General features: G+C 63.2%; 25 protein-coding genes. 10 read left to right on the top strand and 15 right to left on the bottom strand.

Features of this window, described 5'->3' with window-relative positions:
* Position 1 precedes the first annotated feature (1 nt).
* Positions 2–856, top strand: coding sequence for a sulfurtransferase (locus tag J7E36_RS13760; protein ID WP_215003748.1), 855 nt, complete (start codon positions 2–4; stop codon positions 854–856).
* A 42-nt stretch (positions 857–898) separates the two neighbouring features.
* Here the strand turns inward: J7E36_RS13760 and J7E36_RS13755 are convergent, their stop codons facing one another.
* From J7E36_RS13755 to J7E36_RS13740, 4 genes are read right to left on the bottom strand one after another with little or no spacing between them, the layout of a single operon-like run.
* Entirely contained in the window at positions 899–1891 is a 993-nt protein-coding gene (locus J7E36_RS13755) for a hydrolase (RefSeq protein ID WP_215003746.1), read from the bottom strand.
* A 30-nt stretch (positions 1892–1921) separates the two neighbouring features.
* Positions 1922–2533 carry a 16S rRNA (guanine(966)-N(2))-methyltransferase RsmD gene (gene rsmD, locus J7E36_RS13750; RefSeq protein ID WP_215003744.1) on the bottom strand — a complete coding sequence of 204 codons (612 nt, stop codon included), beginning with the start codon at positions 2531–2533 and terminating at the stop codon, positions 1922–1924.
* A complete protein-coding gene (locus J7E36_RS13745) occupies positions 2533–4023 on the bottom strand; it encodes a M16 family metallopeptidase (protein ID WP_215003742.1) in 1491 nt (496 codons plus the stop codon). The genes rsmD and J7E36_RS13745 overlap by 1 nt, the downstream gene beginning before the upstream one ends.
* Complete coding sequence (locus tag J7E36_RS13740) at positions 4016–5371, bottom strand: M16 family metallopeptidase (protein WP_215003741.1); 1356 nt, start codon at positions 5369–5371, stop codon at positions 4016–4018. Before J7E36_RS13740 ends, J7E36_RS13745 begins: the two co-directional genes overlap by 8 nt.
* A 344-nt stretch (positions 5372–5715) precedes the next feature.
* Here J7E36_RS13740 and ftsY point away from each other — a divergent pair, with 344 nt between their 5' ends.
* From ftsY to rpoH, 4 genes are all read left to right on the top strand, one after another.
* On the top strand, positions 5716–7137 hold the full coding sequence (ftsY, locus tag J7E36_RS13735; protein ID WP_215003739.1) for a signal recognition particle-docking protein FtsY: 1422 nt from the start codon (positions 5716–5718) through the stop codon (positions 7135–7137).
* The gene (ftsE, locus tag J7E36_RS13730) at positions 7134–7805 is read left to right on the top strand and encodes a cell division ATP-binding protein FtsE (RefSeq protein WP_024778908.1); all 672 of its coding nucleotides are present in this window, start codon (positions 7134–7136) and stop codon (positions 7803–7805) included. Before ftsY ends, ftsE begins: the two co-directional genes overlap by 4 nt.
* Positions 7802–8824 carry a permease-like cell division protein FtsX gene (gene ftsX / locus J7E36_RS13725; RefSeq protein WP_215003737.1) on the top strand — a complete coding sequence of 341 codons (1023 nt, stop codon included), beginning with the start codon at positions 7802–7804 and terminating at the stop codon, positions 8822–8824. The genes ftsE and ftsX overlap by 4 nt, the downstream gene beginning before the upstream one ends.
* A gap of 111 nt (positions 8825–8935) precedes the next feature.
* Positions 8936–9790 carry an RNA polymerase sigma factor RpoH gene (gene rpoH, locus J7E36_RS13720; RefSeq protein WP_003177476.1) on the top strand — a complete coding sequence of 285 codons (855 nt, stop codon included), beginning with the start codon at positions 8936–8938 and terminating at the stop codon, positions 9788–9790.
* Between the two features lie 202 nt (positions 9791–9992).
* Here rpoH and mtgA read toward each other — a convergent pair whose 3' ends face one another.
* Positions 9993–10715: a monofunctional biosynthetic peptidoglycan transglycosylase gene (mtgA, locus tag J7E36_RS13715; RefSeq protein WP_215003735.1), complete on the bottom strand. Its 723-nt coding sequence runs from the start codon at positions 10713–10715 to the stop codon at positions 9993–9995.
* Positions 10716–10788: 73 nt separating this feature from the next.
* On the opposite strand from mtgA, the gene J7E36_RS13710 reads away from it, so the two are divergent.
* The 4 genes from J7E36_RS13710 (at position 10789) to trmB (ending at position 13052) form a co-directional block, all read left to right on the top strand.
* Entirely contained in the window at positions 10789–11169 is a 381-nt protein-coding gene (locus J7E36_RS13710; RefSeq protein WP_215003734.1) for a DUF423 domain-containing protein, read from the top strand.
* Positions 11170–11267: 98 nt separating this feature from the next.
* Positions 11268–11468 carry a sulfur carrier protein ThiS gene (gene thiS, locus J7E36_RS13705; RefSeq protein ID WP_215003732.1) on the top strand — a complete coding sequence of 67 codons (201 nt, stop codon included), beginning with the start codon at positions 11268–11270 and terminating at the stop codon, positions 11466–11468.
* A 54-nt stretch (positions 11469–11522) separates the two neighbouring features.
* Positions 11523–12317, top strand: coding sequence for a thiazole synthase (locus tag J7E36_RS13700; protein ID WP_003177480.1), 795 nt, complete (start codon positions 11523–11525; stop codon positions 12315–12317).
* A gap of 9 nt (positions 12318–12326) precedes the next feature.
* Positions 12327–13052, top strand: a complete 726-nt coding sequence (trmB, locus tag J7E36_RS13695; RefSeq protein ID WP_215003730.1) for a tRNA (guanosine(46)-N7)-methyltransferase TrmB — start codon at positions 12327–12329, stop codon at positions 13050–13052.
* 145 nt (positions 13053–13197) lie between these two features.
* Here trmB and J7E36_RS13690 read toward each other — a convergent pair whose 3' ends face one another.
* From J7E36_RS13690 to J7E36_RS13650, 9 genes are all read right to left on the bottom strand, one after another.
* Positions 13198–13521: a DUF3392 domain-containing protein gene (locus J7E36_RS13690; RefSeq protein WP_215003728.1), complete on the bottom strand. Its 324-nt coding sequence runs from the start codon at positions 13519–13521 to the stop codon at positions 13198–13200.
* A gap of 19 nt (positions 13522–13540) precedes the next feature.
* Entirely contained in the window at positions 13541–14740 is a 1200-nt protein-coding gene (gene hemW, locus J7E36_RS13685; RefSeq protein ID WP_231286416.1) for a radical SAM family heme chaperone HemW, read from the bottom strand.
* On the bottom strand, positions 14737–15333 hold the full coding sequence (rdgB, locus tag J7E36_RS13680) for an RdgB/HAM1 family non-canonical purine NTP pyrophosphatase (protein ID WP_215003726.1): 597 nt from the start codon (positions 15331–15333) through the stop codon (positions 14737–14739). The genes hemW and rdgB overlap by 4 nt, the downstream gene beginning before the upstream one ends.
* Positions 15330–15764 carry a DUF4426 domain-containing protein gene (locus tag J7E36_RS13675; protein ID WP_215003724.1) on the bottom strand — a complete coding sequence of 145 codons (435 nt, stop codon included), beginning with the start codon at positions 15762–15764 and terminating at the stop codon, positions 15330–15332. Before J7E36_RS13675 ends, rdgB begins: the two co-directional genes overlap by 4 nt.
* 28 nt (positions 15765–15792) lie before the next feature.
* A complete protein-coding gene (gene metW, locus J7E36_RS13670) occupies positions 15793–16413 on the bottom strand; it encodes a methionine biosynthesis protein MetW (RefSeq protein ID WP_215003722.1) in 621 nt (206 codons plus the stop codon).
* Between the two features lie 7 nt (positions 16414–16420).
* Positions 16421–17560 carry a homoserine O-succinyltransferase MetX gene (gene metX, locus J7E36_RS13665; RefSeq protein WP_215003720.1) on the bottom strand — a complete coding sequence of 380 codons (1140 nt, stop codon included), beginning with the start codon at positions 17558–17560 and terminating at the stop codon, positions 16421–16423.
* 173 nt (positions 17561–17733) lie between these two features.
* The gene (locus tag J7E36_RS13660) at positions 17734–18324 is read right to left on the bottom strand and encodes a YggT family protein (protein WP_215003718.1); all 591 of its coding nucleotides are present in this window, start codon (positions 18322–18324) and stop codon (positions 17734–17736) included.
* A gap of 10 nt (positions 18325–18334) precedes the next feature.
* Positions 18335–19153 (bottom strand): pyrroline-5-carboxylate reductase, encoded by an 819-nt coding sequence (proC, locus tag J7E36_RS13655; RefSeq protein ID WP_215003716.1) that lies wholly within the window; start codon positions 19151–19153, stop codon positions 18335–18337.
* A gap of 42 nt (positions 19154–19195) precedes the next feature.
* On the bottom strand, positions 19196–19882 hold the full coding sequence (locus J7E36_RS13650) for a YggS family pyridoxal phosphate-dependent enzyme (protein ID WP_215003714.1): 687 nt from the start codon (positions 19880–19882) through the stop codon (positions 19196–19198).
* Positions 19883–19938: 56 nt separating this feature from the next.
* On the opposite strand from J7E36_RS13650, the gene J7E36_RS13645 reads away from it, so the two are divergent.
* Positions 19939–20973, top strand: a complete 1035-nt coding sequence (locus J7E36_RS13645) for a type IV pilus twitching motility protein PilT (RefSeq protein WP_215003712.1) — start codon at positions 19939–19941, stop codon at positions 20971–20973.
* Between the two features lie 53 nt (positions 20974–21026).
* Here J7E36_RS13645 and J7E36_RS13640 read toward each other — a convergent pair whose 3' ends face one another.
* Positions 21027–21638, bottom strand: coding sequence for a C40 family peptidase (locus J7E36_RS13640; protein WP_215003710.1), 612 nt, complete (start codon positions 21636–21638; stop codon positions 21027–21029).
* Positions 21639–21813: the final 175 nt, after the last annotated feature.

The following is a 21813-nucleotide window of genomic DNA, read 5'->3' as shown; positions in this document are numbered from 1 at the left end:
CATGCCGATTGCGCAACTCATCAGTCCCCAGGCCCTCGAGCAGCGCCGAGCGCTGCCCGGACTGGTCATCCTCGATTGCCGCTTTGCTCTGGAAGACCCGGATTACGGGCAGCGCAGTTATGCCGAGGGCCATATTGCCGGTGCGTCGTTCGCCGACCTTGAGCGAGACCTGAGCGGGCCGGTGACCAAAGGCGTGACCGGGCGTCACCCGCTGCCAGAGCCGGAAGCCTTGGCGGAGCGTCTGCGGACCTGGGGTGCCGACAGTGACAGCGACATCGTGCTCTACGACGACGGCCCCGGGGCCTACGCCGCGCGAGCCTGGTGGTTGCTGGCCTGGCTGGGCAAGCGCGAGGGTGTCTACCTGCTCGACGGTGGGCTCAAGGCCTGGCATGCCGCCGGCTTGCCCTTGAGCCTGGATCCGCCACAGGCGCGCCGTGGGGCCTTCAACGGCTGCGTCGATGCAGCCCTGCTGCTCACCGCGCCAGCGTTGCAACGACGCCTCGGCGAGCCAGGCATGACGCTGCTGGATGCCCGGGCCTTGCCGCGTTTCAAGGGTGAGGTCGAGCCGATCGATCCGGTGGCCGGGCATATCCCCGGCGCGCAGTGCGCCGCGTTCACCGACAACCTGGGAAGCGATGGACGCTTCTTGCCGACCGATGAGCTCAAGCAGCGGTTCGCCGAAAAACTCGGTGGGCGTTCACCCACCGAGCTGGTGGCCTATTGCGGCTCCGGCGTAACGGCGTGCCATAACCTGTTTGCGTTGTGCCTGGCGGGATACCCGCTGGGGAGGTTGTACGCCGGCTCGTGGAGTGAGTGGATCAATGATCCGCAGCGGGGCGTGGCGACGGGTGAATAGCATCACCCACATGTAGGGTGGAGTTCTCTGTGCGAGGCGAGCCTATTTCAGGCTGGCCAGCCACTGGGGAATACGCCGCTCCAGATAATACGCGGGGCTGCGCAGGCTCCCGTCGACGAACCCCACATGTCCACCCCGGGCGTGCAGCTCAAGCCGGGTCGAGGCCGACAGTTCGCCGGGCTCGGGCAGGCTGTGGGGAAACACAAAAGGATCGTCGGCGGCCTGGATCAGCAGGGTCGGGGTGCTGATCTCGCTCATGAAATAACGGCTGGAGGCGCGACGGTAATAATCCGCAGCGTCCGAGAAACCGTGCAGCGGTGCGGTTACCCGGCCATCGAAGTCCCAGAAAGTGCGCATGTTCTCCAGCGGGCCAAGCGCCGCCAGGGTCGCCAGCCCTTCGTGGCGTCCGTCATGCTGGAACTGCCGTTGCTTGTTGCGCACATACGCCACCAATTGCCGCATGAAGTGCGCTTGGTAGAACCTGGAGAATCCCTGCCCGATGCGATCGGCGCACTGGTCGAGACGAAACGGCACCGAGACCGCCACAGCCCCCTCCAGTTGGCTGTGGCTGCCGGTTTCGCCCAAGTGCTTGAGCAACACATTACCGCCCAGTGAATAACCCACGGCGAACAACGGCGCCAACGGCCGGCGGTCGCGCAGGTGGTGGATGGCGGCGGCCAGGTCTTCGCTGACGCCGGAGTGATAGCTGCGGGCCAACAGGTTCGGCTCACCCGAGCAGCCGCGCCAGTTCAGCGCGACACTGGCCCAGCCCTGGCGACCAAGGGCTTGTTGCAACCCGGCCACGTAGGGCGAGTTGGAGGAACCGGTCAGCCCGTGCAGCACCAGCACCAGAGGCGCCTTGGCGCTGTGGGGGCCATGCCAGTCGAGGTCGAGGAAATCACCGTCTTCCAGCCACAAGCGTTCACGTTGCCGCTCGATGTGCGTGGTCTTGCGCCACAGCGGGCCCCACAAGGTTTGCAAGTGCGGGTTGCCAAGGCCCCGGGCGGGGATGAACCGTTCAGATGCAGCGGCCACTATTCTTGTTCTCGGTGCACCGGCCAGCCGTCAGTCAACGGCCTGTGCCATACGTTGCCACAATGCGTAATACACCCGTCCGGATTTCTGCTCGCGATGCAGGCGCCAATTGCCTGGCAAACCCAGGGTCGACGGAGCGGTTTCGCTTTCAGTGTAGACCCAGGCATCGTCGGCCAGCCACTGCCGTTCCTCGAGCAAGGCGCAGACCGTCGGCAACAGGTTCTGGTTGAATGGGGGGTCGAGGAACACCAGGTCGAAGGCTGACGCCGGTTGGCTGTCCAGATAGCGCAGCGCGTCGGCGGTCTGCACCTGGCCGACGGTGCAGCGCAGCGTGCCCAGGTGTTCTTTCAGGCTGGAGACCGCCAGGCTGCTGGCATCCAGCGCCTGGCCCATGGCTGCCCCCCTGGATAAAGCCTCGAGAAACAACGCGCCGCTGCCGGCAAACGGGTCGAGCACCTTGGCGCCCGCCACATAAGGCGCAAGCCAGTTGAACAGGGTTTCACGCACCCGGTCCGGGGTCGGGCGCAGGCCGGGGGCGTCGGGAAAGCTCAAGCGCCGGCTGCGCCATTCGCCGCCGATGATGCGTAACTGGTTCACGCCGTTGTGGGCAGGTTTCTTGCTGGAATTCGTTGGACGAGCCATCAGTGCTCCGGAACCCCGAGCGGTTGCTCGGCAGGTTTGTCAGTGGGGGCCGGTAGCGGCTTCTGCGGCACGGTCGGGCCGGCGGTGACGATGACCATCTTGTCCGTGCTCAAATGTTTGTTCAGCGCGGCCTTGACCTGTTCGACCGTCAGTTCCTGGGACTGGCGCATGAAGTCTTCCAGGTAGCTCAGCGGCAGGTCATAGAACCCCATGGCCCCAAGCTGGCCGACGATGTCGGCGTTGCTGGCGGTAGACAGCGGGAAGCTGCCGGCCAGCTCACGCTTGGCATCATCGAGTTCTTTCTGGGTTGGACCGTTCTTCAGGTAATCGGCGAACACGTCCTGCACCAGTTTCAGCGTGCCTTCGCTCATTTCGGCGCGGGTCTGCAGGTTGATCATGAACGGGCCACGGGCTTGCATCGGCGTGAAGCCGGAATACACGCCGTAGGTCAGGCCGCGTTTTTCCCGTACTTCAGTCATCAGTCGCGTGCCGAAACCACCACCGCCGAGAATCTGGTTGCCCAAGGACACCGCCGCAAAATCCGGATCGTCCCGGTCAATGCCCAGTTGCGCGAGCATCAGGTTGGTCTGCTTGGACGCAAACTCGATATGGCTGACGCTGGCCTTCGGTTCCACCGGCGCTGGGGTTTTCGCCAGGGCCGGACCTTTGGGCAGCGCCGTGGACACCTCGCTGGCAATGGCTTGGGCTTCTGCGCGCGACAAATCCCCCACCAGCGCGATCACCGCGTTGCCGGCGGTATAGGCCTTGGCATGGAAGGCCCGGGCCTGGGCCAGGGTGATCGGTGGAATGCTCGCTGCGGTGCCGTCGCTGGAGTGGGCGTAAGGATGCTCGCCGTACAAGCGCTTCATCAGCTCCAGGCCGGCCAGTTTGCCGGGGTTCTGTTTCTGGTATTCGAAACCGGCGAGCATCTGGTTCTTGATGCGGGCGAAGGAGTCGGCGGGGAAGGTCGGCTTGCCGACGACGTCGGCGAACAGCTTCAGCGCCGGCTCACGCTTGTCCACTGCACTGAGGCTGCGCAGGGACGCCACGGCCATGTCCCGGTAGGCGCCATTGCCGAAGTCTGCGCCGAGGCTTTCGAACCCTTCGGCAATGGCACCGACGTCCTTGCCGGCCACGCCTTCGTTGAGCATGGCATTGGTCAGCAGCGCCAGCCCCGGAGCGTCGCCGTCCTGGCTGCTGCCGGCGGCGAAGGTCAGGCGCAGGTCGAACATCGGCAATTCCCGGGCTTCGACGAACAGCACCTTGGCGCCTTCGGTGGTTTTCCAGGTTTGCACGTCGAGCTGGCGGTGGCTGGGCGGCTTGCCGTCCAGCTCCGCCAGCGATTGCAGCTTGTTGCCGGACTTGGCGTTGTCCAGGGCCTGGCTCGCGGTGACGCCCGTGGTGGGGAACAGGTAGAACGCCAGGGAGCCGGCCAGTGCGACGAGCACCAGGCCGATCAATACCCGGCGTGATGATTTACGCTCATTCATGAGCTTTCTCCTCGGGCAGGACGTGCGCAACGCTGAGGCGCGAGCGGGTGAAATACAGCTGGGCGGCCTTCTGGATATCTTCCGGGGTCACGCTCTGCAGCTCGGCGAGTTCCGTGTCCATCAGCTTCCAGGACAGGCCGACGGTCTCCAACTGGCCAATGGCCGTGGCCTGGCTGGTGATCGAGTCACGCTCATACACCAGGCCGGCAATGACCTGGGCGCGCACGCGCTCCAGTTCGTCCGCGGTCGGCGCCGTGGTCTTCAACTGGTCGAGCAAGCGCCACAGCCCGGCTTCGGCCTGGGCCATGGTTTTGTTTTTCTGCGTGTTGGGCGTCGCCGACAGGCTGAACAGCGAGTCGCCACGGGTGTACGCGTCGTAGCTCGACGAGCCGCCGGACACCAGCTCTTCGCCGCGTTCCAGTTGGGTCGGAATGCGCCCGCTGTAGCCGCCGTCCAGCAGCGCCGAGATCAGCCGCAGCGCGTTGACCGAGCGCTTGTCCGTCGCCGTGGCGATGCTCGGTACGTTGAAGGCCATCATCACGCTGGGCAGTTGGGTCTGCACATGCAGGGTGATCTGGCGCTCACCGGGCTCGGCCAACTCCAGGGGGATTTTCGCCGACGGCACCGCGCGCCGGGCAATCGGACCGAAGTAACGCTGGGCCAGGGCCTTGACCTCGTCCGGCGTCACGTCGCCAACCACCACCAGGGTTGCGTTGTTCGGGGTGTACCAGGCTTCGTACCAGTGACGCAGCTCCTCCACGGTCATCCGGTCCAGGTCGGCCATCCAGCCGATGGTCGGCGTGTGATAGCCGCTGGCCGGATAAGCCATGGCCTTGAAGCGTTCATAGGCCTTGGACATGGGCTTGTCGTCCGTGCGCATGCGGCGCTCTTCCTTGATGACCTCGATTTCACGGCTGAACTCTTCCGGCGGCAGGCGCAGGCTGGCCATGCGGTCGGCTTCCAGCTCGAAGGCCACGCCCAGGCGGTCACGGGCCAGCACCTGGTAGTACGCGGTGAAGTCATCGCTGGTGAAGGCGTTCTCTTCGGCGCCCAGGTCCCGCAGGATCAGCGACGCTTCGCCGGGGCCGACTTTTTCACTGCCCTTGAACATCATGTGTTCCAGGGCGTGGGACAGGCCGGTCTGGCCCGGTGTTTCGTAGCTGGAGCCGACCTTGTACCAGACCTGGGACACCACCACCGGTGCCCGGTGGTCTTCGCGCACCACCACCTTCAAGCCATTATCGAGGGTGAATTCGTGGGTGGGTTGTGGATCGGCAGCGAAGGCTGGAAAGGGCAGACAAACTGCGCTGAACAGCAGGCCTGCAACGCGGCGGGCAAGAGCATTCATTCGTGTTTAAACCTGTTGGGCTGCCCGCTAGGTCTTAGCGTCGGCGGGCGAGAGGGTGCTAGGATAACGGTCCGTTTTACTGGCGGCCACGCCTATCGGGCCTTTTGTCGGCCCATGGCAGTTTGGGTTCTGCGCAGAAACCTTGGGTTAGCTCGGCGATCCCAGCGTTTTCGCCGAGGATGGCCTACCAGTCCTTCGAAAAAATCGACCATGAGGTGTCCCGGGGACATTTCGACAATCTGTTGCCCGTGAACAAGCTGGGTAAAACGCAGTCTGTTCAGCATCGAATATTTATCACCGAGGCGCCCCTGTGGCGCTTCGCTACCGTGAGATAGCCGTCCTCCATGTTTGGTTCCAACGACGACAAGAAGACCCCAGCTGAGGCTGGCGAGAAAAAAGGCCTGTTCGGATGGCTGCGCAAGAAGCCGCAGGAAACCGTCGTCGAACAGCCACAAGCGCCCATTGAACCCGCCGCCGAGCCGGTGGCCGAGGCCGCCGCGCCGATCGTCCTGCCGATCGCCGAACCGGTGCTGCAACCGGTCGCGCCTGAGCCCGCACCTGAGCCAGTGGCCGAGCGACCGCTGACGCCGCCCGCGGAGCAAACCCCCTGGCTGACCTTACCCGTGGCGGAAGAGCCGGTGGCGCTGGTCGAGGATGCACAGGCCCCGCATGTCACCCCGCCGATCCCGGCTTCGGCGCAACCTGTCGTGGTGCCGGTTGCCGAAGTGCCGGCGGTGGTCGCCACACCGGCCGTTGTTCCTTCGCTCATTGCCGAGCCAGCGCCGGTTGAAACGACGGCCCCGGTCGAACCCGTGCGCGTCACTGAAGAGAACAAGGTCGGCTTCTTCGCCCGCCTCAAGCAAGGCCTGTCGAAGACCAGCGCCAGCATCGGCGAAGGCATGGCCAGCCTGTTCCTGGGCAAGAAGGTCATCGATGACGAATTGCTCGAAGACATCGAAACCCGCCTGCTGACCGCCGATGTCGGCGTCGAGGCGACGTCGGTGATCATCCAGAGCCTGACCCAGAAAGTTGCCCGCAAGCAGCTGACCGATGCCGACGCGCTGTACAAATCCCTGCAGGGCGAGTTGACCAACCTGCTCAAGCCGGTGGAACAGCCGCTGGTGATCGCTTCGCAGAACAAGCCGTATGTGATCCTGGTGGTGGGCGTCAATGGCGCCGGCAAGACCACCACCATCGGCAAGCTGGCGAAGAAGCTGCAGCTTGAGGGCAAGAAAGTGATGCTCGCCGCCGGCGACACCTTCCGCGCCGCCGCTGTGGAGCAGCTGCAAGTGTGGGGCGAACGCAACAAGATTGCGGTGATCGCCCAGCACACTGGCGCCGATTCCGCTTCGGTGATCTTCGACGCCGTGCAGGCCGCCAAGGCCCGTGGTATCGATGTGCTGATCGCCGACACCGCCGGTCGCCTGCACACCAAGGACAATCTGATGGAAGAGTTGAAGAAGGTACGCCGGGTTATCGGTAAGCTTGACGCCGACGCGCCGCACGAGGTGCTGCTGGTGCTCGACGCCGGTACCGGCCAGAACGCGATCAACCAGGCCAAGCAGTTCAACCAGACCGTCGAACTGACCGGGCTGGCCCTGACCAAGCTCGATGGCACCGCCAAGGGCGGGGTGATCTTTGCCCTGGCCAAGCAGTTCGGCCTGCCCATTCGCTACATCGGCGTGGGTGAAGGCATCGACGACTTGCGCACCTTTGAAGCCGAGGCCTTTGTCCAGGCGCTGTTTGCCGAGCGGGAGCATTCATGATTCGTTTCGAACAGGTCGGTAAACGCTATCCGAACGGGCACGTCGGCTTGCATGAGCTGAGCTTTCGGGTCCGTCGGGGCGAGTTTCTGTTCGTCACCGGCCATTCCGGCGCCGGTAAAAGTACCTTGCTGCGCCTGCTGCTGGCGATGGAGCGGCCCACCACCGGCAAGCTGCTGCTGGCCGGCCAGGACCTGAGCACCATCAGCAATGCCCAGATCCCCTACCTGCGTCGGCAGATCGGCGTGGTGTTCCAGAACCACCAGTTGCTGTTCGATCGCACCGTGTTCAACAACGTCGCGTTGCCGTTGCAGATCCTCGGGCTGTCCAAGGCCGAGATCAACAAGCGCGTGGACTCGGCCCTGGAACGCGTGGCCCTGTCGGACAAGACCGACCTGTACCCGGGTGACCTGTCCACCGGCCAGCAACAGCGCGTCGGCATTGCCCGCGCCATCGTCCACCGCCCGGCGCTGCTGCTGGCGGACGAACCCACCGGTAACCTTGACCCGCGCCTGGCGGCGGAGATCATGGGCGTATTCGAAGACATCAACCGGTTGGGCACCAGCGTGCTGATCGCCAGTCACGACCTGGCGTTGATCGCCCGCATGCGTCACCGCATGCTCACCCTGCAGCGCGGACGCCTGATCGGCGACGGGGAGGCGGGTGTATGAGCGCAACCCGTAGCCCGAAAGTGGCCGAACGTGTGGCCCCGAAGGCCTCCGACCCGCAGCCGCAAAAGAAGAAGCGCGACGATGACGACGGCCCGGACTTTCCCACGCTGTTGCGTGCCTGGATTGAAAGCCACCGCGCCAGCCTGCTGGACAGCTTGCGACGCCTGGGCAAGCAGCCCGTCGGCAGCTTCTTTACCTGCATGGTAATGGCGGTTGCCCTGAGTTTGCCGATGGGGCTGTCATTACTGCTCAATAATGTGGAGCGCCTGGGTGGCTCCTGGCAGCGTGCGGCGCAGATATCCCTGTACCTGCAACTGGAAGCGAGCCCGGGCGAGGGCCAGGCATTGCGCGAGCAGATCCAGGCCATGCCGGGCGTGGCCGATGCCCAATACATCGGTCGCGATCAGGCGCTTGAGGAGTTCCAGCAGCAGTCCGGCCTGGGCGAAGCTCTGAAGGAACTGCCGGAGAACCCGCTGCCGGGGGTCGTGCTGGTGACGCCGAAAGAAGTCGACAAGCCGACCCTTGAAGCATTAAGACAAAAACTTTCGGAATTGCCCAAGGTACAACAGGCACAGCTTGATCTAGTCTGGGTCGAGCGTCTGGCGGCGATACTCAAGCTGGGCGACCGGTTTGTCTTCGGCCTGACGGTGCTGCTGGTGTCTGCATTACTTTTGGTGATAGGCAATACCATTCGTCTTCATATTGAAAACCGCCGCACCGAGATAGAAGTGATTAAACTCGTCGGCGGTACGGACAGCTATGTACGCAGGCCCTTTCTTTACATGGGCGCGCTGTATGGCTTCGGCGCCGGGCTGCTGTCCTGGGGTGTATTGGCGTTTGGCCTGGATTGGCTGAACGATGCGGTAGTGGGGCTGGCCGGTTTGTACGGCAGCGACTTCGCCTTGGCCGGCGTACCAGTCGCCGACGGTCTGTCGCTCTTGCTTGGCGCCGTGCTGTTGGGTTATATCGGTGCATGGATTGCGGTAGCACGCCACTTGCGTGAGCTTGCACCAAAATAGTGATTTTGCGCGTATTGACCTTTCGCTTTTTGTGGGAACTTGTCCTACGGTTCCCGGTCAATTTTCGCAGTGCTGAACTGCACGAGTTATGTGAGTCGGAGGTTTTTTCGTATGACCACTTCTTTGCAACCTGCTTATGCTCTGGTCCCGGGTGCGAACCTGGAGGCCTATGTGCACACGGTGAACAGCATTCCGTTGCTGACCCCCGAGCAGGAGCGTGAACTGGCCGAGAGTCTCTATTATGAGCAGGATCTTGAGGCGGCTCGGCAGATGGTGCTCGCCCACCTGCGTTTTGTCGTACATATCGCCCGCAGCTATTCCGGCTACGGGCTGGCCCAGGCTGACCTGATCCAGGAAGGCAACGTCGGCCTGATGAAGGCGGTCAAGCGTTTCAACCCGGAAATGGGTGTGCGCCTGGTGTCGTTTGCAGTGCACTGGATCAAGGCGGAAATCCACGAGTTCATCCTGCGCAACTGGCGCATCGTGAAGGTCGCGACCACCAAGGCCCAGCGCAAGCTGTTCTTCAACCTGCGCAGCCAGAAAAAGCGTCTGGCCTGGCTGAACAACGAGGAAGTCCATCGCGTGGCGGAAAGCCTCGGCGTAGAGCCGCGGGAAGTCCGCGAGATGGAAAGCCGCCTGACCGGCCATGACATGGCCTTCGACCCGGCCGCCGAAGCGGACGACGACAGCGCTTTCCAATCGCCGGCCAACTACCTGGAAGACCACCGGTACGACCCGGCGCGTCAACTGGAAGACGCCGACTGGAGCGACAACTCCAACACCAACCTGCACGAAGCCCTGGAAGTGCTGGACGAGCGCAGCCGCGACATCCTCTACCAGCGTTGGCTGGCCGAGGAGAAGGCCACGCTGCACGACCTGGCGCAGAAGTACAACGTGTCGGCCGAGCGGATTCGTCAGCTTGAGAAAAGCGCGATGAACAAGCTCAAGGTATCGATTGCGGCTTGACCTGCGCAACGGCAATGAAAAACGCCCCGATCAGCAATGATCGGGGCGTTTTTATTTCAGACCCAAGACAGATCCCCCTGTGGGAGCGAGCCTGCTCGCGATGGCGGTGTATCAGTCAACTTATTGATGGCTGACAGTCCGCCATCGCGAGCAGGCTCGCTCCCACAAGGGATCTCCCACAGGGGATCTGTGGTGGTGTCGGCTACTGCGCCCAGGGCGCCCGCCGCGCGTTGTTGAGCTCCAGCAAATAGCCGTCGCCTCCCAACTGGCTCATCTGCTGGCGAATCCAGCTGGCCCGTCTCAACACATAAGGGCTGGGCCGGCTGGGGCTCCACTTGCGGGGGTTGGGCAATACGGCCGCCAACAGGCTTGCCTGTTGCCGGGACAACGCATCGGCGCCAACGCGGAAATGGTGACGCGCCGCCGCTTCGGCGCCGAACACGCCGTCATCCCACTCGACGCTGTTGAGGTACACCTCAAGAATCCGCTGCTTGGGCCAGAGCACTTCGATCAGCGCCGTGAACCAGGCTTCGAAGCCTTTGCGCAGCCAACTGCGGCCCGACCACAGGAACAGGTTCTTGGAGACTTGTTGGCTGAGCGTGCTGGCGCCACGGATCGAACCGCCGTGACCGTTGTGGGCGAACGCGGCCTGGATCGCGTCGATGTCGAAGCCCCAGTGCTCAGGGAATTTCTGGTCTTCGCCGGCGATCACCGCAACCTTGAGGTTGTCGGAGATCTGGTCCCAGGGCTGCCAGGTGCGTTGCAGGTCGATCGGTTCGCCGTCGAACCAGGATTCAACCTTGCGCTCGATCATCAACGCGGTGAACGGCGGCGGCACCACGCGAAACAGCAGCACCAGGGCAATGCTGCCAACGGCGAACCAGAGCAGGGCTTTGAGTAATCGTCGAAACAATGAAAGCAGCATAGAGATGGCTTGGCCGAACCGGTCGAGCGGGCCATTATACAGACCCTGTCCACCGAGTCTGACTGGAGTTCTCATGCTGCGTAGCTTTCTGATGCTGGCTGCTTTTTTCGGCTTCACCGGTGTGGCACTCGGAGCGTTTGCCGCCCACGGCCTGAAAAATCGCCTGAGTGCCGACTACCTGGCGATTTTCCACACCGGTGTCACTTACCAACTGGTGCACACCCTGGCTTTGCTCGGCGTCGCGTTGCTGGCCACGCACATTCCCGGACGCATCGTCACCTGGGCCGGCATCTCATTCGTGATCGGTATCCTGTTGTTCTCCGGCAGCCTCTACCTGCTGACCCTCACCGGCATCAGTAAACTCGGCATCATCACCCCGTTCGGCGGCCTGGCGTTCCTGATCGGCTGGCTCTGCCTGGGGCTAGCGGCCTGGCGCCTCCAACTTGCCGCTTGAAGCTTGAAGCTTGAAGCTCGAAGCTGACCAAGGGACTTGGGTCCCCCAGACCGATCGGGCTAGAATGCCAGCCCCTAAAAATGATGACGGCATCCGGCATGCGCATTCAGTTGAACGGCGAACCCCTTGACCTGCCTGACGGTGAAACCGTCGCGGCCCTGCTGACCCGTCTGGAACTCGCCGGACGTCGCGTCGCGGTGGAACTCAATCTGGATATCGTCCCGCGTAGCCAGCATGCCGACACCACCCTCAATGAGGGTGATCAGGTTGAAGTCGTACACGCCATCGGCGGCGGCTAGTCGCTGCGGTTTTGCAGCCTTTCGCAAGAACCTCACCCCAACAGAGGATTTCCCATGAGCATCGTTCGTAGCGACAAGCCCTTCGTCCTGGCCGGTCGTACTTACCAGTCGCGCTTGCTGGTCGGCACCGGCAAGTACCGCGACATGGAAGAGACCCGCCTGGCCATCGAAGCCTCGGGCGCCGAAATCGTCACCGTTGCCGTGCGCCGGACCAACATCGGCCAGAACCCGGGCGAACCGAACCTGCTGGATATCCTGCCGCCGGATCGCTACACCATCCTGCCAAACACCGCCGGCTGCTTCGACGCCATCGAAGCCGTGCGCACCTGCCGTTTGGCCCGTGAGCTGCTCGACGGCCACAACCTGGTGAAGCTGGAAGTGCTGGCCGACCAGAAAACCCTGTTCCCCAACGTGATCGAAACCCTCAAGGCCGCCGAAACCCTGGTCAAGGAAGGCTTCGACGTGATGGTGTACACCAGCGATGACCCGATCATCGCCCGGCAACTGGCGGAAATCGGCTGCATCGCGGTCATGCCGCTGGCCGGCCTGATCGGTACGGGCCTGGGGATCTGCAACCCGTACAACCTGCAGATCATCCTCGAAGAAGCCAAGATCCCGGTGCTGGTGGATGCCGGCGTCGGTACCGCGTCCGACGCCACCATCGCCATGGAGCTGGGTTGCGAGGCGGTGCTGATGAACTCTGCCATCGCCCACGCCCAGCAACCGATCCTGATGGCCGAAGCCATGAAGCACGCCATTGTCGCCGGGCGCCTGGCGTATCTCGCCGGCCGCATGCCGAAAAAACTTTACGCCAGCGCCTCCTCGCCGCTGGATGGTCTGATCAAGTAAGAGCCATTGATGACTGAATCGAACGACACGCCTGTCCAGCCGGACGAAGGCGAAGAGCGCCAACACCGCCGCATCAAGAGTTTCGTGATGCGCGCCGGGCGCATGACCGAAGGCCAGCAACGCGGCCTGGAGCAGGGCACGCCCCTGTTCGTCCTGCCCCTGGCCGATGCGCCGGTGGATTTCGACCAAGTGTTCGGCCGCTCGGCGCCGCGCTCCCTGGAAATTGGTTTTGGCATGGGCCACTCGTTGCTGGAGATGGCCGCTGCTGCGCCGGAACAGGATTTCATTGGTGTGGAAGTCCACCGTCCTGGCGTCGGTGCGCTGCTCAACGGCGTGCTTACCCAGGGGCTGACCAACCTGCGGGTCTACGATTGCGACGCCATCGAAGTGCTCAACCGCTGCGTGGCCGACAACAGCCTCGACCGGCTGATGCTGTTCTTCCCGGACCCCTGGCACAAGAGCCGGCACCACAAGCGCCGTATCGTCCAGGCGTCGTTCGCTGAGCTGGTGCGCAGCAAGTTGAAGGTCGGCGGTGTGCTGCACATGGCCACCGACTGGGAACCCTACGCCGAATACATGCTGGAAGTGATGAACGTCGCGTCGGGCTACCGCAACCTCGCCGAAGACGGCAAATGCGTACCGCGCCCGGCCGAACGGCCGATCACCAAGTTCGAGCGCCGTGGTGAGCGGCTCGGGCATGGGGTTTGGGATCTGAAGTTCGAGAAGTTGGCGTGAGCATTAGTAGATCCTGTTTAAGCGGGATCCTCTGTGGGAACGAGCCTGCTCGCGATAGCGGCCTGACAGTCAACATTGATGTTGGATGTCATGGCCTCATCGCGAGCAGGCTCGCTCCCACAGTTGTTTTTGGGCGTTGCAAAGATCAGCGGCGATCCGCTACGACGCCAATCAACACCAGCACCACCAACAACACCGGTGCCAGGCTGTAGTTGTTGAACTGGCTCAGCCCTCGCACCACCCACGGCGTGGCATAGATCAAAGCCGCGCCGCTGCCGATCATGCACAGCAGGGCGATCAGCGGCACGCGCAACGCGCCGGCGATGCTGCCCAGGCGTTGTTCGACCCAGGCCTTGAGGTCCGCACCGAACAGCACCAGCAGGCAGCCTACCAGCGCCAGGGAGATTTCCGAGAGGTTGCTGCGGCTCCAGCGGGACACGGTAGCCAGCAGGTCGAGTACCAGATCCATTCGATTTCCTTGTTGTTGGTCAGCTCAGAAATGTCTGCAGCAAGTCATTGAGAAACAGCTGTCCGCGCTCGGTGGCCGCCAGACGTGTCGGTTCGACCTGTAACAACCCGCTTTGTTCGGCCTCGCGGCGGCCTTCGGCCAGGCTTAGCAGGGACAGGCCGGTGCGTTCCGGATACAGGCGCGCTTCCACGCCTTCGGTCAGGCGCAGGGCGTTCATCAGGAATTCGAACGGCAGTTCTTCGTTGGCCAGGGTTTTCTCGCCGGCGAGGAAGCGTTTGCCTGGGTTGAGGTAGTCCTTGGGCAAGCGGGTTTTCCAGGTGCGCACGATGCGCCCGTCCGGATGGCTGAGCTTGCCGTGGGCGCCGGCGCCGATGCCGATGAAGTCGCCGAAGCTCCAGTAGTTGAGGTTATGCCGCGCCGCCCGACCCGGCTGGGCGTAGGCCGACACTTCGTACTGGGCGTAGCCGTGTTCGGCCAGCAGGGCCTGACCGGCTTCCTGGATGTCCCACAGCGTGTCGTCTTCCGGCAGCGTCGGTGGCTGGTTCCAGAACACGGTGTTCGGCTCCAGGGTCAGTTGGTACCAGGACAGATGCGTCGGCTTCAGGGCGATGGCCTGGCGCAAGTCGCTCAAGGCGTCGTCGAGGGACTGGTCGGGCAAGCCGTGCATCAGGTCCAGGTTGAAGTTATCGAAGCCGGCCTGGCGGGCCATGTCGGCCGCGCGCACGGCTTCGTCACCGTTGTGGATCCGTCCCAGGGCTTGGAGCTTGGCCTGCTGGAAGCTCTGGATACCGATGGACAGGCGATTGATGCCCAGCGCCCGGTAAGCGACGAACTTCTCTTGCTCGAACGTGCCGGGGTTGGCTTCCAGGGTGATTTCAATGTCCGGGGCGAACGGTATGCGCGCCTCGACGCCCTTGAGCAGCCGGCCCAGGGCCTGGGCGCTGAACAGGCTGGGGGTGCCGCCGCCGAAGAAAATCGAACTCAGCGTCCGGCCATGCACCCCATGCAGGTCCTGATCGAGATCGGCCAGCAAGGCGTCGACGTATTCGTCTTCCGGCAGCTGCGGGCTGGCGGTGTGAGAGTTGAAGTCGCAATACGGGCATTTGCGTACGCACCACGGGATGTGGATGTACAACGCCAGGGGCGGCAGCACCGGCAGCGGCGCCCGAGGCGTTTGTGCACCGCCATGAATCAGCGGCGCGGGAGCGTCATGGCTCATGGAAGATCCAGACGCTGACGCAGCAGGGCCATGGCGCGGGCGCGGTGGCTCAGTTGGTTCTTTTCCACCGGGCCCAGCTCGGCGCTGGAGCAGTTGCGCTCCGGCACCCAGAACAGCGGGTCGTAGCCAAAGCCGTGCTCGCCGCTGGCCTCGGTAAGGATGCGCCCGTGCCACAGGCCTTCGCAGAGAATCGGCAGCGGATCATCGGCATGCCGTACGAGAGCCAGGACGCAGACGAACTGCGCGCCCCGGTCGGCTTCCGGCACATCCTTGAGGGCCTCAAGCAGCTTGGCATTGTTCGCCGCGTCGCCTTTGCCATCGGCGTAGCGGGCCGAATAGATGCCCGGCGCGCCGCCGAGGAAGTCCACTGCCAGCCCCGAGTCGTCCGCCAGCGCCGGCAGACCGGAGAGGCGCGCGGCGTTGCGGGCCTTGAGGATGGCGTTCTCGACGAACGACAGGCCGGTTTCTTCAGGTTCCACCTGGCTGAACTCGCCAACCGAGCGCAATTGCACCGACCCGCCGAGCATGGCCTGGAGTTCCTTGAGTTTGCCGGCGTTGTGGCTGGCGAGTACGAGTTGGGTGAGGTTCATCATTCGCCGGGGAACAGTTCCTGGTTGAAGTTGAGGGTGTTGATCTTGTCGCCGGTCTGCACCTTGATCTCGAAGGTGCGGGTTTCCTGCTGGTCCACCGGGTACTGGGCGATGTAGTAGATCGCCCCTTGCTCGATGACCTGGCGGAAGGTCAGCGGGACCGTCTTGCTGGTCAGGTCCTTGATCGTGCCGCTGACCTGGGCCATCAAGGGCTTGCCGTCCTTGATCAGCGAAACATTGATCACCCCCTGGTTCTTGCTGCGGACCAGCTCGGCGGCCTTGGCGATGTCCGGTGTCAGGAAGGTGGAGTTGAAGGTGTTGTAGTGCACGGTGATGTCACCGAACACTTCCTTGCGCTCGGCCTTGATGACGTCAGCGGCCATGACGCCGATGCTCAGGCAGGCGGTGATGAGGAACAACGCTAGACGTTTCATGGGGTGCTCCTGGGATCAGGGTCGGGGTTCACACGGCGACCTGGTGGTCGGCAAGGCCCGGGCTGCTGACCCGATAGATGCCTATTTCACCTAACAGATTAGGCCATAGCTTGCTGGCCCACCCGTGGCGGTGCTGTTGGTCCACGGCCAGGCGATCGATGACCTTGGCTTCACGTTCGCGACACAACGCTTCGAAGTCGGCGAAGGTGCAGAAGTGGATGTTCGGCGTGTTGTACCAGGTGTAGGGCAAAAAATCCGACACCGGCATGCGGCCCTTGCTTGCCAGGTACCAGCGGCAGCGCCAGTGGCCGAAATTGGGGAAGGTGATGATGCACTGGCGCCCGACCCGGAGCATTTCGTCGAGGATCCGGTCCGGGTAATGCACCGCTTGCAGCGCCTGGGTCATGACCACGACGTCGAAGCTGTTGCTGGCAAAGTTGCCGAGGCCCTTGTCCAGGTCCTGCTCGATGACGTTGATGCCCTTGGCGACGCACTCGGCGATGTTGTCCGGGTCGTTCTCCAGGCCGTAGCCGCTGACCTGCTTGTTGTCCCGCAGCCAGGTCAGCAGTTCGCCGTCGCCGCAGCCCAGGTCGAGCACGCGGCTGCCGGCGGGGATCCATTCCTGGATGATGTCCAGATCGGCTCTCATGGCGTCCTCACAGCGTTATACGGTTCATGTAGTTGCCAAACGCCTGCAGGTAGCGCGGGATCGGCATCAGAAAGGCGTCGTGGCCCTGGGGCGCGTCGATTTCCAGGTAGCAGACGTCCTTGCGCGCGGCCATCAGCGCGTCCACCAGTTCCCGCGAGCGAGCCGGGGAGAAACGCCAGTCGGTGGTGAACGACATCACGCAAAACCTGGCGGTGGCGCCTGCGAAGGTTTTCGCCAGGTCATCGTCGAAGTTCGCCGCCGGGTCGAAGTAGTCCAGGGCCTTGGTCATCAGCAGGTAGGTGTTGGCGTCGAAACGACCGGAGAACTCCTCGCCCTGATAGCGCAGGTAGCTTTCCACCTGGAACTCGACGCTGTGGAAGTCGTAGTTGAGCTTTTCGCTCTTGAGGCCACGGCCGAATTTCTCGCCCATGGAATCGTCGGAGAGATAGGTGATGTGCCCGACCATGCGCGCCAGCATCAGCCCGCGCTTGGGGATCACACCGCGTTCCTGGAACGAACCGCCGTGGAACTCCGGGTCGGTGAGAATCGCCTGGCGCGCCACTTCGTTGAAGGCGATGTTCTGCGCCGACAGCTTGGGGGCCGAAGCGATTGCCAGGCAATGGCGCACGCGGTCCGGGTAGGTGATGGTCCATTGCAGCGCTTGCATGCCGCCGAGGCTGCCGCCGATCACCGCCGCCCACTGGCCGATGCCGAGGCGGTCGGCCAGGCGTGCCTGGCTGTGGACCCAGTCTTCCACGGTCAACACCGGGAAGTCGGCGCCGAAGGGCTTGCCGGTGTCCGGGTTGAGACTGCTCGGGCCGGTAGAGCCATTGCAGCCGCCGAGGTTGTTCAGGCTGACCACGAAGAACTTGCGGGTGTCGATGGGCTTGCCGGGGCCGATGCAACTGTCCCACCAACCTGGCTTGCGCTCGTCGACGCTGTGGTAGCCGGCGGCGTGGTGATGCCCGGACAAGGCGTGGCAGATCAGCACGGCATTGCTCGCCGTGGCGTTCAGCGTGCCGTAGGTTTCGTAGATCAGGTCATAGGCTGGCAACGAACGGCCGCAGGCCAGGGCCAGGGGCTCGCTGAAATGCGCCACTTGCGGCGTCACCAGACCAACGGAATCGGCGGGAAAGGCAGCTGGCATCGACCCTGCTCTCGTTGAAATGAGGCGTAAGTCTAAAGACCGCTGGAGTTAGCGGCAACCAAGGAAATCGCCGACTGACGCCGATCGTTCCCATGCTCCGCGTGGGAATGTCGCCGGGGACGCTCCGCGTTCCGCTTTAGGGTGACGCAGAGCGTGGGAACGAGCGAGGGGGGTCAGATCAGCAGGCGCAGGATATCCGGCATCATGGTCATCGCCGCCAGGTTATTGATCACCAGCATGTCGAGCAGTTTGAGCACCATGAACGCCAGGATCGGCGAGATATCCAGGCCGCCGAGGTTCGGCACGATGCGACGGAACGGCGCCAGGGCCGGCTCGCAGATCTGGTTCACCAGCTCGGCGCCGGGGTTGTGGCTGCCTGGCGCAACCCACGACAGGATCACGCTGATGATCAGGGCGAAGAAGAAAATCTTCAGGAACAGCGCGGTGACGCCGATGATCGACCAGATCAGCAGTTGCAGCGGGTTGCCGGTGGTGCCGTAGGTCAGCAGCAGGGTCAGGGCCATCAGCGCCATTTGCACGAGGATTGCCAGCACCAGCGACGACATATCCAGGCCGAACAGGCTGGGGATGATACGGCGCAGGGGTTTGAGCAGCGGTTGGGTGGCCTTGACGATGAACTGGCACAGCGGGTTGTAGAAGTTGGCGCGCACCAGTTGCAGCACGAAACGCATCAGCACGATCAGCAGGTACAGGCTGCCGAGGGTTTGCAGCACGTAGACCGCTGCGGTGTTCAATCCGATCATGAATGGCTCCTTATTGGCCCAGTTGTTCGGCCATTTCGGCCGAGCGGTGCGCGGCGGCGCCGAGTGCTTTTTCCACCAGGGCTTCGAAGCCCCCGGCCTGGAACGATTTGATGGCCGCTTCGGTGGTGCCGGCCGGCGAGGTCACGCGGCGGCGCAGCTCAGCTGCATCGACATCGCTGGAGGTCGCCATATGGGCCGCGCCCAAGGCGGTCTGCAACGTCAGCTTGGCGGCGATCTCACGGGGCAGGCCGAGTTTCTCGCCGGCGGCGGTCATGGCCTCGATCAGCAGGAAGAAGTACGCCGGGCCCGAGCCCGAGACGGCGGTGACGGCGTCCAACTGCTGCTCGGTCTCCAGCCACAACGCCAGGCCGACGGCCGACAGCAGTTCCTCGGCCTGTCGGCGTTGCTCGGTGCTGACCCGGGCGGTGGCGAACAGGCCGCTGGCGCCCTGGCGCAACAGCGCCGGGGTGTTGGGCATGCAGCGGACGATGGGTGGGTCACCGAGCCAGTTGTTCATGCTGGCGCAGGTGATGCCCGCGGCGATCGACACCACCAGTTGCTGGGGCTTGAGGCTTGGGCGAAGGGCTTCGCACACGGTTTTCATCGCTTGTGGCTTGACCGCCAGCACAACGACGTCCGCGCCATCGACCGCTTGGGCGTTGTCGGCAAAGGTTTCGATACCGTGCTCGGCGCTCACCCGGGCGCGGGCCTCTGCCCCCGGATCGCTGGCGCGGATCTGTGAAGCGTCCAGACCCTTGGCCCGCAGGCCGCCGATCAGGCTGGCGGCCATGTTGCCGGCGCCGATGAAGGCAATACGCATGTTGCTCATGACTGGTCCTTGATTAGAGAGTTGAGTCGGCATGGCTGGCGGTCAGCCCGCGCTGTAGTCGCGGGCACCAAACAGCGCAGTGCCGATCCGTACCCAGGTGGCGCCTTGGGCGATGGCCGACTCGAGGTCGTGACTCATGCCCATGGAAAGGGTGTCCAACGGCAGTTCCAGGCTGGCTTGCAGGCGTTGAACGGCGGCGAACGCCGCGTCCTGGACGGCGCGTTCTTCGGTCGGCTCGGGAATCGCCATCAGCCCACGCAGCTTCAGGCGCGGCAAGGCGCCGATGGCGTTGGCCAGGGCAGGCAGGTCCGCCGGGGTGCAGCCGGACTTGCTGGCTTCACCGCTGACATTGACCTGGATGCAGATGTTCAGTGGCGGCAACCCGGCCGGGCGCTGTTCGGACAGGCGCTGGGCAATTTTCAAACGGTCCACGGAATGCACCCAATCAAAATGTTCGGCAATAGCGCGTGTCTTGTTCGATTGAATGGGGCCGATGAAGTGCCATGTCAAGGGCAGGTCGGTCAGTTCGGCCTGCTTGCTCAAGGCTTCTTGCAGGTAGTTCTCGCCGAAGTCCCGCAGGCCGGCGGCATAGGCTTCGCGCAGGGCCTGGACGGGCTTGGTCTTGCTCACCGCCAGTAACTGCACGCTGTGGGCCGATCGTTGGGCGGCCTGTTCCGCAGCGCGGATACGCGAACTAACCTGAGCAATGTTGTCTGCTATCGTGGACATAAAGAAGCGCCAGCGGGTCTGAGGTTCGCGGCATTCTACTGGAATTGAGGAGCGCTATGGATATCACTGAACTGCTGGCGTTCAGCGCCAAACAGGGAGCGTCGGACCTGCACCTGTCCGCCGGGCTGCCGCCGATGATCCGGGTGGATGGCGATGTGCGGCGGATCAACCTGCCGGCGCTGGATCACAAGCAGGTCCATGAGTTGATCTACGACATCATGAACGACCGGCAGCGCGTGGATTACGAAAAACTCCTGGAGACCGACTTTTCCTTCGAAGTGCCGGGCGTTGCACGGTTTCGGGTCAACGCATTCAATCAGAATCGCGGCGCGGGCGCGGTGTTCAGGACCATTCCGTCGAAGGTCCTGACCATGGAAGACCTGGGGATGGGCGAAGTGTTTCGCAAAGTGACCGAGGCGCCGCGCGGGCTGGTCCTGGTGACCGGACCGACCGGTTCAGGCAAGTCCACCACCCTGGCGGCGATGATCGACTACCTGAACAGCCACAAGCACCATCACATCCTCACCATCGAAGACCCCATCGAGTTCGTTCATGAACCGCGCAAGTGTCTGATCAACCAGCGCGAGGTGCACCGTGACACGCAAAGTTTCTCAACGGCCCTGCGCTCGGCCCTGCGGGAAGACCCGGACGTGATCCTGGTGGGGGAGATGCGCGACCTGGAGACCATCCGCCTGGCGCTGACTGCCGCCGAGACCGGGCATCTGGTATTCGGCACGCTGCACACCACGTCGGCGGCCAAGACCATCGACCGGGTGGTGGACGTGTTCCCGGGCGATGAGAAGTCCATGGTGCGTTCGATGCTGTCGGAGTCGTTGCAGGCGGTGATCTCCCAGACACTGGTGAAGAAGATCGGCGGCGGCCGGGTCGCCGCGCACGAGATCATGCTGGGGACATCGGCCATCCGTAACCTGATCCGCGAAGACAAGATCGCGCAGATGTATTCGTCAATCCAGACCGGCGGATCGCTGGGGATGCAGACGCTGGACATGTGCCTGAAGGATCTGGTGACCAAGGGCTTGATCAGCCGCGAGCATGCACGGGAGCGGGCGCGTACGCCGGATAATTTCTGAGGGGCGCTCTGATCGTTCCCACGCTCTGCGTGGGAACGACCAGGCAGGGGGTATCAGCGTTGGACGACCCGCAACCCGGCCGGTTCTTTCGGCAACACGCGCTTGGCAACCACGTAGTGGCTGTCCCAGTACGGTTTGTTCAAGGTGTCGATGGTCACCGACTTGCCCCGGCGCGGGGCGTGGATGAAGCGGTCGTTGCCCAGGTAGATCGCCACGTGGTTGACCCGGCGACTCTTGAGCTTGAAGAAAATCAGGTCGCCCGGCTTGAGGTCCTTGCGCTCGACGTTATCGCCATGACCGGCCGCCATGGCGTTGGACGTACGCGGCAGGTCAAACGTGGTGTCGTTGAAGGCGTATTTCACCAGTCCACTGCAATCAAACCCTTTACTTGGGCTACTGCCGCCCCAACGATAAGGTGTACCCAGTACATTGACGGCGCGGCTCAGCACGTTGCTGCTGGTTTTGTTCGCCATGGGCGGTACCAGCTTGCTGCTGGCGGTGCTCAGGCGCTGGACGCCTGGCTTGTTCTTGCTCGAAGGAGCAGAAACATGGGATTTCGGGGTGTAGCCGTTGACGTTGGGAAGACGTTGCTCACGATTGGTGGCGTGAGCGGCCAGTGGCAATAATAGGCAAATGGTTAGCCATGTCTTGAAAAATGGACGCATTAGGCAGGGCTCATAAAGGTTAGCGCGCAACTTTATAACAGCTTTTTTCACCCTCCCGAGGCCGTTGGTCGATTCAAGACCCTGGGTAAAACCCGTCCAAATGCGGCAATTTGGCCTGATTTTCCGACAGAACCCCTATGCCACGGGCCTTTCACGGAGTGCGACGGCTTAAGAC

The organism is Pseudomonas fluorescens (assembly GCF_018614775.1).
In the GTDB taxonomy this organism is placed as follows: Bacteria; Pseudomonadota; Gammaproteobacteria; order Pseudomonadales; family Pseudomonadaceae; genus Aquipseudomonas; species Aquipseudomonas fluorescens_BY.
Note: the sequence above shows the minus strand (reverse complement) of the source record. Positions and strands in the feature narration are given on the sequence as shown.

What these genes read in the sequence shown, in the direction of transcription:
- J7E36_RS13760 (WP_215003748.1), top strand. Translation starts at nt 2, where the DNA reads ATGCCGATTGCGCAACTCATCAGTCCCCAGGCCCTCGAGCAGCGCCGA.
- rsmD (WP_215003744.1), bottom strand. Translation starts at nt 2,533, where the DNA reads ATGGCTCGTCCAACGAATTCCAGCAAGAAACCTGCCCACAACGGCGTG.
- J7E36_RS13745 (WP_215003742.1), bottom strand. Translation starts at nt 4,023, where the DNA reads ATGAATGAGCGTAAATCATCACGCCGGGTATTGATCGGCCTGGTGCTC.
- J7E36_RS13740 (WP_215003741.1), bottom strand. Translation starts at nt 5,371, where the DNA reads ATGAATGCTCTTGCCCGCCGCGTTGCAGGCCTGCTGTTCAGCGCAGTT.
- ftsY (WP_215003739.1), top strand. Translation starts at nt 5,716, where the DNA reads ATGTTTGGTTCCAACGACGACAAGAAGACCCCAGCTGAGGCTGGCGAG.
- ftsE (WP_024778908.1), top strand. Translation starts at nt 7,134, where the DNA reads ATGATTCGTTTCGAACAGGTCGGTAAACGCTATCCGAACGGGCACGTC.
- ftsX (WP_215003737.1), top strand. Translation starts at nt 7,802, where the DNA reads ATGAGCGCAACCCGTAGCCCGAAAGTGGCCGAACGTGTGGCCCCGAAG.
- rpoH (WP_003177476.1), top strand. Translation starts at nt 8,936, where the DNA reads ATGACCACTTCTTTGCAACCTGCTTATGCTCTGGTCCCGGGTGCGAAC.
- mtgA (WP_215003735.1), bottom strand. Translation starts at nt 10,715, where the DNA reads ATGCTGCTTTCATTGTTTCGACGATTACTCAAAGCCCTGCTCTGGTTC.
- J7E36_RS13710 (WP_215003734.1), top strand. Translation starts at nt 10,789, where the DNA reads ATGCTGCGTAGCTTTCTGATGCTGGCTGCTTTTTTCGGCTTCACCGGT.
- thiS (WP_215003732.1), top strand. Translation starts at nt 11,268, where the DNA reads ATGCGCATTCAGTTGAACGGCGAACCCCTTGACCTGCCTGACGGTGAA.
- J7E36_RS13700 (WP_003177480.1), top strand. Translation starts at nt 11,523, where the DNA reads ATGAGCATCGTTCGTAGCGACAAGCCCTTCGTCCTGGCCGGTCGTACT.
- trmB (WP_215003730.1), top strand. Translation starts at nt 12,327, where the DNA reads ATGACTGAATCGAACGACACGCCTGTCCAGCCGGACGAAGGCGAAGAG.
- J7E36_RS13690 (WP_215003728.1), bottom strand. Translation starts at nt 13,521, where the DNA reads ATGGATCTGGTACTCGACCTGCTGGCTACCGTGTCCCGCTGGAGCCGC.
- hemW (WP_231286416.1), bottom strand. Translation starts at nt 14,740, where the DNA reads ATGAGCCATGACGCTCCCGCGCCGCTGATTCATGGCGGTGCACAAACG.
- rdgB (WP_215003726.1), bottom strand. Translation starts at nt 15,333, where the DNA reads ATGATGAACCTCACCCAACTCGTACTCGCCAGCCACAACGCCGGCAAA.
- J7E36_RS13675 (WP_215003724.1), bottom strand. Translation starts at nt 15,764, where the DNA reads ATGAAACGTCTAGCGTTGTTCCTCATCACCGCCTGCCTGAGCATCGGC.
- metW (WP_215003722.1), bottom strand. Translation starts at nt 16,413, where the DNA reads ATGAGAGCCGATCTGGACATCATCCAGGAATGGATCCCCGCCGGCAGC.
- metX (WP_215003720.1), bottom strand. Translation starts at nt 17,560, where the DNA reads ATGCCAGCTGCCTTTCCCGCCGATTCCGTTGGTCTGGTGACGCCGCAA.
- J7E36_RS13660 (WP_215003718.1), bottom strand. Translation starts at nt 18,324, where the DNA reads ATGATCGGATTGAACACCGCAGCGGTCTACGTGCTGCAAACCCTCGGC.
- proC (WP_215003716.1), bottom strand. Translation starts at nt 19,153, where the DNA reads ATGAGCAACATGCGTATTGCCTTCATCGGCGCCGGCAACATGGCCGCC.
- J7E36_RS13650 (WP_215003714.1), bottom strand. Translation starts at nt 19,882, where the DNA reads ATGTCCACGATAGCAGACAACATTGCTCAGGTTAGTTCGCGTATCCGC.
- J7E36_RS13645 (WP_215003712.1), top strand. Translation starts at nt 19,939, where the DNA reads ATGGATATCACTGAACTGCTGGCGTTCAGCGCCAAACAGGGAGCGTCG.
- J7E36_RS13640 (WP_215003710.1), bottom strand. Translation starts at nt 21,638, where the DNA reads ATGCGTCCATTTTTCAAGACATGGCTAACCATTTGCCTATTATTGCCA.